The sequence below is a fragment of the Candidatus Schekmanbacteria bacterium genome (assembly GCA_003695725.1).
In the GTDB taxonomy this organism is placed as follows: domain Bacteria; phylum Schekmanbacteria; class GWA2-38-11; order GWA2-38-11; family J061; genus J061.
The window spans coordinates 1-8,731 of the sequence record RFHX01000256.1 but is presented as its reverse complement, the minus strand read 5'-3'; the positions used below and the strand labels follow the sequence as shown (position 1 = coordinate 8,731).

General features: G+C 35.2%; 11 protein-coding genes. All 11 read right to left on the bottom strand.

Annotated elements, in window-relative coordinates; all coding sequences use genetic code 11:
* Positions 1-58 precede the first annotated feature (58 nt).
* Positions 59-292, bottom strand: coding sequence for a carbon storage regulator (gene csrA / locus D6734_10040; GenBank protein ID RMF93481.1), 234 nt, complete (start codon positions 290-292; stop codon positions 59-61).
* A 28-nt stretch (positions 293-320) separates the two neighbouring features.
* On the bottom strand, positions 321-1,205 hold the full coding sequence (gene flgL / locus D6734_10035) for a flagellar hook-associated protein 3 (GenBank protein RMF93480.1): 885 nt from the start codon (positions 1,203-1,205) through the stop codon (positions 321-323).
* A 9-nt stretch (positions 1,206-1,214) separates the two neighbouring features.
* The gene (gene flgK / locus D6734_10030; protein RMF93479.1) at positions 1,215-2,888 is read right to left on the bottom strand and encodes a flagellar hook-associated protein FlgK; all 1,674 of its coding nucleotides are present in this window, start codon (positions 2,886-2,888) and stop codon (positions 1,215-1,217) included.
* Positions 2,889-2,891: 3 nt separating this feature from the next.
* On the bottom strand, positions 2,892-3,407 hold the full coding sequence (locus D6734_10025; GenBank protein ID RMF93478.1) for a hypothetical protein: 516 nt from the start codon (positions 3,405-3,407) through the stop codon (positions 2,892-2,894).
* Positions 3,408-3,713, bottom strand: a complete 306-nt coding sequence (flgM, locus tag D6734_10020; GenBank protein RMF93477.1) for a flagellar biosynthesis anti-sigma factor FlgM — start codon at positions 3,711-3,713, stop codon at positions 3,408-3,410.
* Positions 3,714-3,773: 60 nt separating this feature from the next.
* Positions 3,774-4,577, bottom strand: a complete 804-nt coding sequence (locus D6734_10015) for a hypothetical protein (protein ID RMF93476.1) — start codon at positions 4,575-4,577, stop codon at positions 3,774-3,776.
* A 7-nt stretch (positions 4,578-4,584) separates the two neighbouring features.
* The gene (locus D6734_10010; protein ID RMF93482.1) at positions 4,585-5,694 is read right to left on the bottom strand and encodes a flagellar basal body P-ring protein FlgI; all 1,110 of its coding nucleotides are present in this window, start codon (positions 5,692-5,694) and stop codon (positions 4,585-4,587) included.
* 11 nt (positions 5,695-5,705) lie between these two features.
* Positions 5,706-6,437 carry a flagellar basal body L-ring protein FlgH gene (locus tag D6734_10005; protein RMF93475.1) on the bottom strand — a complete coding sequence of 244 codons (732 nt, stop codon included), beginning with the start codon at positions 6,435-6,437 and terminating at the stop codon, positions 5,706-5,708.
* A complete protein-coding gene (flgA, locus tag D6734_10000; protein ID RMF93474.1) occupies positions 6,409-7,395 on the bottom strand; it encodes a flagella basal body P-ring formation protein FlgA in 987 nt (328 codons plus the stop codon). The genes D6734_10005 and flgA overlap by 29 nt, the downstream gene beginning before the upstream one ends.
* 22 nt (positions 7,396-7,417) lie before the next feature.
* Entirely contained in the window at positions 7,418-8,206 is a 789-nt protein-coding gene (gene flgG / locus D6734_09995) for a flagellar basal-body rod protein FlgG (protein ID RMF93473.1), read from the bottom strand.
* Positions 8,207-8,231: 25 nt separating this feature from the next.
* Positions 8,232-8,731: hypothetical protein (locus D6734_09990; GenBank protein RMF93472.1), on the bottom strand; the 500-nt coding region annotated here is incomplete at its 5' end.

Sequence of the window (8,731 nt, the reverse complement as noted above, 5' to 3'; positions counted from 1 at the left end):
CAAAATCTACTGTGCCAATATTATTGATCTCAATTTGCATTTTTTTAATCTTGAAAAGTTATTTTTTTTCTTTTAACAATAGTTGAAGGCTTTCAATACCTTTCTTGACTGCATTGGCTGCTAATCTGTTTTCTTCAATAATTTTTAGGTATATCTCCTTTCTATAGATTGAAACATCTTCAGGCGCTGTGATTCCAATTTTTATCTGTTTCCCTTTTATTTCCAAGACATTTATTTCAATGTTGTCTCCAACAATAATTGATTCTCCAACCCTCCGGGTTATTATAAGCATTTTTTACCTTCCTTGGCAAAAAGTTATGTTATTTTAAAAATTCAGCTAATGTGTTTGACATAATCTCAGATGTTGTTGCAAGTGTAGCTTTATAAGCTGACTGTTCTTTTGCAAGTTGTGTCAATACTTCAATAATATCAGCATCTTCATTTTCAGACAACAAAATATCTAATCTGGCTTTTGAATCTTCATACCAAGTCTCAGTATTTTCAATTTGATTTATTTTTGCGCCTGTATTTGCTCTATAATCAAGGACTTGATTCATTGAAGTGTCTATTCTGCTGATTTGGGATGCTATGTTGTCAGTGTCGTTGTTTTCAAGAGCTGTCTTCAAATCGCTCAAAACATCAAACACATCTTCTCCCCCTGATGCACCCTTGAAGATATTGTCGCCTGTAAAGTTTATTGTCATTCTTTTATTGGCGTCGATTTCAATATTTATATTGCTTGAATTTCCATTGTAGTTTCCGTTGCTGTCGAAAGCTTCTGTTGAAACGGCTGTGCCGGCAAAGATGTATTTTGAACCAAGTTTCGTGTTGGCAATTTGGACCATTTGTTCGAATAGCCCTTGAACTTCAATTGCGGCAGTTTCTCTCTCGTCTGCGCTCATTGTATCATTTGAAGCCGATAGAGCAATTTCTTTTGCTCTTATAAGAAGGTCATTTGCAGATTGCAATGCGGTATCTGTAGTAGAAAGCCATTCCTTCCCAGAACTTAGATTTTTTTCGAATTGAGACATAGATTTTTTGAGCGATTTAAAACTGAGCGATTTATTGTAAGCATAGGGGTCGTCTGAGGGCTTATTGATTCTTTTTCCTGAGGCAGCCTGCTTTTCTAAATTATTTATTCTTTCACTAATATTGCTGATATTATCAAGCAAACTGCTGAGAATCATTTTATAAGTTACTCTCATACCTTACCTCTATCTTATTAAATTTACTAGAGTATCAAGGAGTTCGTCTGCAACTGTAATGAGTTTCGCTGACGCTTGATAACTGTGCTGAAATTTGAGCAAATTACTCAATTCTTCATCGAGTGAAACGCCTGATTTTGATTCTATTCTTTCTTTTAATGCAGTAATTAATCCTTCTTGCGTGTTGTATTCGTCTGTCGAAAGAAGGACATCATTTCCAAGGTCAGAAAGAATGTTGCCGTAATATTCTTCGAAAGTAGAGCTGCCAGAATCAAGAATAGGTGAAAACTGAAGTTCTCCCATCTGTAATGCATTTTCGTTGTCACCAGGATTCGATGTGAGACCAGCAGCAATTTTATTTATATTTGAGGATATAGTAGAATTAACTTCTATATTTTTTGCTGCTCCTTCTCCCGGTTTTATGTAGAAGATATCGCCTGATGCAGGAGTACCGCCTGAATCACTTAAAACTACTCTTAACCCTTCGAAATCAATATTACTTCCGGAGCTATAGCTATTCCCTGTTGATACATATTGTTTTGTGGTGGTGTTGTATATATCGAAGGACGAAGATGAGGTAAATCTTATTTCATAGTTGTCATATGTCAAAGATGAGGGAGATAAAACGGAAACCGAGGATACATCAGCACTGCCTTGATTTTCCCTGCTTCCATATGCTGAAGGTGATATTGCATTAAAGAAGAGATTACCTGTTGAGCCGTCGAGACCTCTTCCTGCCTGATGAAGAATATTTATTTCGTTTATTATAGAATAAGCAAGCGTATCGATTTTAGACTGATACTTTTTCAGGATATCATTTCTTATATCTAAAAGCCCCTTTAATTTTCCACCTTGGATCTTATTTGTTATATCTGCTTCTGTATTCCCTTCTCCAATATATTTTATTGTTAAAATGTTTTCATTGGAATAATCAGGTTCTGTTTTGAGGGACCAATAAGAAGTTCTATGGACCAATGCCTTGCCACCATTTATCATAACTGTGACTTGGCCAGAATCGTCTTCAAAATAAGTTATATCTATCTTTGAAGCCAAGTCGTTTAACAGTAAATCTCGGTCATCTCTTAAGTCGTTTGCCTTGACACCGGAAGTTTCAATATTAGCTATCTCTTCATTTAAACCGGCAATTCTTTCTGCAATACTGTTAATTTCATTGATTATCCCCTCAGCTGAAAAATCAATATTCTTTTCAATATTATCAAGCTCAGTATCTGTGCTATGAAAGAGGTCTGCCAAGTAACTTGCTTCTGAAATTACAGCGGTGCGGGCGGAAGAACTTGAAGGGTCATTAGCTAAATCTTGTAAGGAATTGAAAAAATCTGATATTGCTGAACCAAGCCCATTTTCTTCTGAGGAGGTCATAAAGGCTTCGATTCTTTCAAGCATAGACCTTTTTTCATCGAGCTTCCCTAAATTGGCTGTTTCTATATTGAATTGATTTACTAAATATTTATCATAAACTCTTCTTACCTCATCTAAATCTACTCCTGAGCCAAAGTATTTCCCTGCATATGTGTATGCTTCTGAAGGAGAAGTTATCGCTTCTTGGCGGTTATATCCCTTACTATTTACATTGGCTATGTTGTTGCCGGTAACATTCATTGCCGCTTGATTTACAAGCAATGATTTTTTAGCAATGTCGAGTATTGATATAATTCCGGGCATAGTTTAAACCTTTTGCGCAAATAAAGAGCTTTTTAAATTATTGCTCTCAATCTTTCCTGTTTTTTGATAAACGGGATTTGATGTGCATATAGATTTGATGAAATTGATTGTATTTTCTATTGTAACAATCGAGCTTTCTAAAAGGTTTTTTGTATGTTTAGTCGAATCAGAAACTTTATTTATGATTTCGCTTAGTTTTTTCTTGATTTCATAGAATCTTTCATTGATTGGAGGCGGCGCAGTTTCAATCAATGTGGATAGTGTAATAGATTCTTCATCCAAACCTGTTAATTCTGAAATTTTTTTTACATCTTTTATCCGTACTTCTTCAAGGAGACGGATTTTTAAAATAATAGTTTCCAAATGCTTTTGCGATTCTAAAAACTTTGCATAATCAGACTTTTTCAATGAGAGAGTAAGTTCCTGTATTGCCAGAAAAAACTCAGTATATACTGAAGTGATTTCTTCCAGTATGTTGGCAAAATTGTTGAATACTTCGCTTTCATTTTTCATAAGCAATTATTCGTCTGCTATTTCCTGTAAATAGTCTTTGATAATTTTATCAGCGATTTTTTCTGCATCTACTTTATAGGTACCTTCTTCTATGCTCTTTTTTAAATTTTGAATTTTTTCAGCTCTATTGCCTTCAATTTCTTTGATTTTTTTTACATATTCAGACAGTTTGACTCCCTGTGAAGAGATTTTGACCTTAATATCGTCAGAATCATTGTCTTTAGGTTTTTGAGAAACATTCTTTATCGCTTTTTGTTCTGTCTTAATGTTTGAAATTTTGCTTATTATGTTGTTCTTTTCATCAACTTTCATATTTTCTCTCCTTCCAGATAAAAGTTTGTACTCTTATCGGAAGAATAAATAAATTATTAACTAAATTTTTAAATATTTTTCAGGGTTTTGAGGTTTATTGTCGGCTCGAAGCTCGAAATGTAGATGAGGCCCCGTAGCCCTCCCTGTTTTTCCGGATAATGCTATTGGTGTATTTGTTGTAATAAGATCTCCTTTTTTGACGAAATTAACCTTATTATGTGCGTAATAAGATTGGATTCCGTTATTATGTTCAATGATTACTACATTCCCATATCCTCTCATTTCTCCACTAAATATAACCTTACCGGACATAATAGGATAAACCTTGGTCCCTTCAGCACAAGCAATATCTATCCCATCATGAAAACGTTTTTCCCCAGTGAATGGATCATTTCTTACTCCAAATGGAGAAGAAATTCTTCCACCCTGCACAATCTTACTGATACTTACTTTTTCTTTTTCCTTGCTATGCTTGTGTTGTTGTGAAGGCAGAAAGTTTTCTATTCTATTTCTATTGTCTTTTTTTATAATTTTTAACTTACTGTTTTTCTCTATAAAATCAGCAATTCCTATTCCACCGCCTTTTGAAAGCGCTCTTGCCACTTCTTGATTAAACATATCTGTGAAATATTCATTCCCGAATCCTTTTCCAAATAACCCCTGGGATGTGTTATTCTTTGTCATTTCTTTGAGCATATAGAAGACAAAAAGGGATTCAAATTCTTTCAAAGCTTCCTTAGGAGGTAGATTTTTCAAAGATTTATTTGCATTTGCAGTTCTTCTTTCTGCTTGAAGAGATTTTATATCTTCCTTCAGTCTATTTGAGAAGAATTTCACTAATGTTTTATCTATATTTGTTGCCATAATTTCACTAAATTATTTCAAGTTCGGCATGCAATGCACCAGCGGCTTTGATAGCCTGAAAGATAGTTATCAAGTCGCGTGTTGTTACACCAATAGCATTGAGAGCTCTTACTAATTCTTTTATGCTGACACCGCCTTCAACTAAAATCAGATGCCCTTTTTCCTCTTTTATAGAAGTTTTTGTTTCGGGTACAACGACTGTTTCACCCTTTTTTGAAAATGGGGATGGCTGTGATATCTTGAACTTTGAATTTATTTCGATTGTCAAATTGCCGTGAGAAATAGCAAGTGTGGAAATCCTTACATTTTCCCCTACGACAACTGTGCCTGTCCTTTCATCAATGACGATCTTAGCAGGAATTTCAGGTGTAACATCAAGGTTTTCAATCAATGAAACAAATCTAACGGGGTTGTTTCTATATTCATCAGGAATGTCCACAGTTACATTCACAGCATCCATTGGGAAAGCTATCGAATTACCTATAAATGAGTTTATCTTTTCAGCAACTTTGTTTGTAGTTGTGAAATCTGAATTTCTAAGCGAAAAGGTTATTCTTGAGGTATTTGAAAAGTTATAGGGAATTTCTCTCTCTATAATGGCACCATCAGGAATCTTGCCTGCATTTAAATGATTTTTCTGAACTTTTTCACCGCCAGCACCTCCTGCAGAAAAACCTCCTATCGATAAAGGCCCCTGAGCTACTGCATATATTTTTCCATCTGCCCCTTTTAAAGGAGTAAGAAGAAGAGTGCCGCCTTGAAGACTTGTTGCATCACCAATCGATGAAACAAGGACATCTATCCGCATTCCTTTTCTTGGAAAAGGCGGTAGGTCTGCAGTTACCATTACTGCTGCAACATTTTTTACTTTTACATCATCAGGTGAAACTAATATGCCGTTTTTTCTCAGCATATTAGTTAATGACTGAATTGTGAATTCTGTCCCCTGTTTGTCGCCTGTGCCATTCAAACCGACAACCAATCCATAACCAATCAATTTATTGCCTCTTAATCCTTCAATGTATGCCAAATCTCTGATCTTTACTGCATTTGCGCTATTGAGTGATAAAAATAAGAGAATAAATAAAAAAATGAATATCCCTCTAAAAAGTTTCATATATTTTTCCCTTAAAATGGCCATATCCATGAAATTATCCTTGTCATCCATCCCGGATGCTGTTTGTCCGCTATTACACCTTTGCCTGTATATGTGATTTTTGCATTAGCTATTTTTGTTGAATATACTGTGTTTTCATATGAAAGGTCCTCGGGCCTTACTATCCCGGTCAGAGTTATTATCTGTTCTTCTTCATTTAATGTTATTGTTCTGCTTCCTCTAATTAGAAGGTTATGGTTGGGATAAACCTTTATGACAATTGCCGAAAGAGTTGTTTTAAAATCACCGGACCTTGAAGTTTTTCCCTGACCGTCAAAAGAATCTTTGTGTTCCGTTTTCATAAGAGCGCTGGGATTGAAGTTTGGATTTCTTAGCTGCACTGCTTTTTCAAAACCAAAAAGAGCTGAAGCGCTATTTTCAATTGATGAATCTTTGCTTGCTTTTGTTGATGCTGATTTATTGGCAGTTGCAGTCTCTTGAACAATAACTGTTATTACATCTCCTACTCTGGATGCTTTCTGGTCAGAAAAGAGATTGCTGTTAAAACCATTATCCGTCCATATAGATCCGCGGTCATAACTGATTTCCTCTTGTTGAGTAAGTGCTGTTTCATCGCTATCTATCTTTTGGATGTGTTTTGGCACACTCGAAGGTCCGCTTGCGCACGATACAAGGAAGAGGAGGCAAGTTATGAGAGTAAAAAACTTTACTATTTTATAGTTCAATTCTAACCTCCTTTTTATTCATTACTGTTGCTTTTAGAATTTTTCCTGAATCTATATTCCTGACTTTTACCTTTTTTCCCTGATATCCTTTACTTAAAACTTCTCCCAACGCAGAAACCATTAAGCCATTTGAAATTACTCTTATAGAAACTACATCTCCTCTTTCAAGCAGAGGAATCTCTTCGACCATATCTGATGTTATGGCTTTGTTGACATCAATCAATCTTGTAGCTTTTTTTCCTATTACATCGCTTATTTTAGAAAAATTGTTTTTAGTCCTCATATCCGATATCTTTCTTATTACAGTTACATCCTTTTCAGTTATTATCTGATTTCTGAATATTTTTTTTCTTGCCACTACAATATCTTCGATTTTTTCAACATCTGCTGACAATTGTAAAAATGCACTTTTTTTGCCATTTACAAATACAGTGAAAAGAATTGAATAAGTGTTGCCGGATATCGATTTTCGAACAATTTCTATGTTGGTACTGATTTTTCCTGCAGGAAGAGTCAGGTTTTGAGCCCCTCTTATTCTCTTTAATTTTATGTCAGGATTGGAAGCAAATTTTTTGTCAAAGTACTTGCTGACAGTTTTTTCTATTTCTTTGGAATTCAAAGTTTGAAAATCTCGAGTTACATATACACTTTCGGGAAAATCAAGATTAACTCTTTCTAAAGGAATATTGTTTTGTTTCAAACGGATTTTTATTTCTTTTGCTGTAAGGTTTCTTGACATTCCGATATATGGAGAAAATCCAATTTCAAGATTTTCCAATTTCTGTTTTAAAAGATTGTCTTCTGTGGAAATCGTTGCAATGTCAGAAAGGAGGATTTTCTCTCCTGCAACCGTACATTTCTCCTTTGCTTTAATATTGATCATATTTTCAGCTGATGCAAGTGTGAGAAGAAAAGCCATTGCTGTAAATAAACCAGTTATCCAATAATATTTGTGTAACATTTTAATTTTGTTCATTTATTTGTCCTTCAATAATCGATTACCTTGTTACATTATTAGCTTGTTGAAGCATTTCGTCAGCGGCTGTAATTGCTTTGGCGTTTGTTTCATATGCCCGTTGCGCAATTATCATATTAACCATCTCTTCAACTACATTTACATTGGACATTTCTAAATACCCCTGATTCAATGTTCCAAATCCTGTTTCACCAGGGATTCCAGTTACAACATCTCCTGATGCGCTTGTTGGCACATAGAGATTGCGTCCAATACTTTTAAGTCCTGCAGGGTTTAAAAACTTTGCAAGTTCTATCTGCCCAACAATGTTTGAGGTATCCGAGCCTGCTTCCACAACAGAAACAGTGCCATCACTTCCTATAGTTACTGATATTGCATCTGGGGAAATTGTGATAGATGGCTCTAAGGGATAGCCGTCTGATGTAACAATTTGTCCTTCGCTATTCTTCTTGAACGAGCCTGCCCGTGTATATGCTATTTCTCCGTTTGGCTGTAATACCTGAAAAAAACCATCTCCTTCTATTGCAATGTCGAGCTGGTTTTCTGTTTGCTGATAATCACCCTGTGAAAAGAGCTTTTGAACTGCAACAGGCTTTACTCCAAGTCCTATTTGGGCTCCTGTTGGAATTTCACTTGTTGCTGATGAAGAATTTCCCGGTGTTTGCAAGCTTTTATAAAGTAGTTCCTGAAAATCAGCCCGGCTTCTTTTAAAACCTACAGTATTTACATTTGCCAAGTTGTTTGCAATGACATCTATATTGAGCTGTTGGGCTTCCATACCTGATGCCGCTGTCCATAATGCTCTAATCATTTAAAAACCCTCCTTTATAATAATTTTAAAATTTTCCGAGTTCGTTGGATGCCTTAAAATTGATTGTATTGAAGTTTTCAATTATCTTTTGGTATGATTCATTTGCTCTTACGACGGTCAACATTTTTACCATTTCTTGAACTATGTTGACATTCGAGAGTTCAAGATAACCTTGGCTAACTGTTGCATCTTCTGCAGGAATTTCTTGATCTTCCATTCCTAAGGGGAGATAGAAAGAGTTGCCATCCCTCTTTAATACTGATAGATCTTTGAAATTGACCAAAGCAATTTTCCCTATTGTAGATTTACCTGATTTTATTGATCCATCATTTTCAATTTTTATATTTGAATCCTTTAAGATTATTTCCCCTGATTCTCCAAGGACTGAATATCCTTCTGATGTGATTAGGCGACCGGACTTGTCTAAAGAAAAATTACCATTTCTTGTATATTTTATCCCATTGGGTGTATTGACTTTAAAAAATCCTTGATTATTTATAGCAAGGTCGAGAGGGTTCCCTGTAT

Bases quoted from the DNA above. Each gene is read 5' to 3' on its own strand.
- csrA (RMF93481.1), bottom strand. From the start codon at position 292: ATGCTTATAATAACCCGGAGGGTTGGAGAATCAATTATTGTTGGAGAC.
- flgL (RMF93480.1), bottom strand. From the start codon at position 1,205: ATGAGAGTAACTTATAAAATGATTCTCAGCAGTTTGCTTGATAATATC.
- flgK (RMF93479.1), bottom strand. From the start codon at position 2,888: ATGCCCGGAATTATATCAATACTCGACATTGCTAAAAAATCATTGCTT.
- flgM (RMF93477.1), bottom strand. From the start codon at position 3,713: ATGAAAGTTGATGAAAAGAACAACATAATAAGCAAAATTTCAAACATT.
- D6734_10015 (RMF93476.1), bottom strand. From the start codon at position 4,577: ATGGCAACAAATATAGATAAAACATTAGTGAAATTCTTCTCAAATAGA.
- D6734_10010 (RMF93482.1), bottom strand. From the start codon at position 5,694: ATGAAACTTTTTAGAGGGATATTCATTTTTTTATTTATTCTCTTATTT.
- flgA (RMF93474.1), bottom strand. From the start codon at position 7,395: ATGAACAAAATTAAAATGTTACACAAATATTATTGGATAACTGGTTTA.
- flgG (RMF93473.1), bottom strand. From the start codon at position 8,206: ATGATTAGAGCATTATGGACAGCGGCATCAGGTATGGAAGCCCAACAG.